The organism is Mesorhizobium sp. M7A.F.Ca.ET.027.03.2.1 (genome assembly GCF_003999175.1).
Taxonomy (GTDB): Bacteria; Pseudomonadota; Alphaproteobacteria; order Rhizobiales; family Rhizobiaceae; genus Mesorhizobium.
In genome coordinates, this window is the sequence record NZ_RZOM01001590.1 from 1 (window position 1) to 885 (window position 885).

The 885-nt window shown below is 62.8% G+C and carries 1 pseudogene; it reads right to left on the reverse strand.

From position 1 onward, the window contains the following. A pseudogene (locus EN750_RS36645) lies at positions 1-664 on the reverse strand (membrane-bound PQQ-dependent dehydrogenase, glucose/quinate/shikimate family); the annotation flags it as partial. Between the last annotated feature and the right edge of the window lie 221 nt (positions 665-885).

The window sequence follows — 885 nt, forward strand, 5'->3', positions numbered from 1 at the left end:
GCGTGCAGATGTAGAGCGTGTCGCCGATCTTCAGCGGCGTCACCTGATAGGTGGTCTCGCCGACATCGTCGGGACCCTTCACGTCGCCGGTCTGGTAGGTCCAGGCGGGCTGCAGCTTGGCGACATTGTCCGGTGTGATCTGGTCGAGCGGCGAATAGCGCTGGCCGAACTGCGTGCGGCCGTAATAGTGCCATTCGCCGGCCGGCACATCATTGCCGAGATTGGCGTTGGCGACCACCTTGTCGGTGCCGAGTTCGCCGGCAATATCCTTCGGATCCGAAGTCATCGAATAACCGGCGACGGCTAATGATGCCAGCACGGCAAGGATCAGCGGCGCGCGTGCGTCAGGACCGACAAGACCCCGCCTCGCCCACGGCATCAGCAGCCACAAAGCGAGAAGCACGATGATGCCGCCGCGAGGCCCGAGTTCCCACCAGTCGAAGCCGGTTTCCCAGACCGCCCAGGCCAACGTGCCGAGCACGATCACCGCGTAGAGCCACAAAGCAGTCGACCTGCGCCGGTAAAGCAGCCAGGCGGCGATCAGGAAGGCAAGGCCAGCAACGACATAGTACCAGCTGCCGCCCAGCATCGCCAGGCGGATACCGCCGCCGCCGAGTGCCAGGCCGATGAGGAAAAGAATGAGGGAGGTGATGGTGACAGCCAAGATGATCCTCCTTCGACTGTTGCGCTTTGCGGCGCTGCCATGGCAACCCGGCATTGCGTCGCTGCCCGAAGCACAACTTTCTCCCGACGGTCCCGCCTGTCAAGCATGGGCCTCAAGCGCAGGCGGTAATGGTCCATCGCCATTGGGATAACATCGACCGCACTGGGAGCGTGGGCAGCAATCGGGCACTTTAGCGGAACAAAACGTAGACAGTTCTGGTC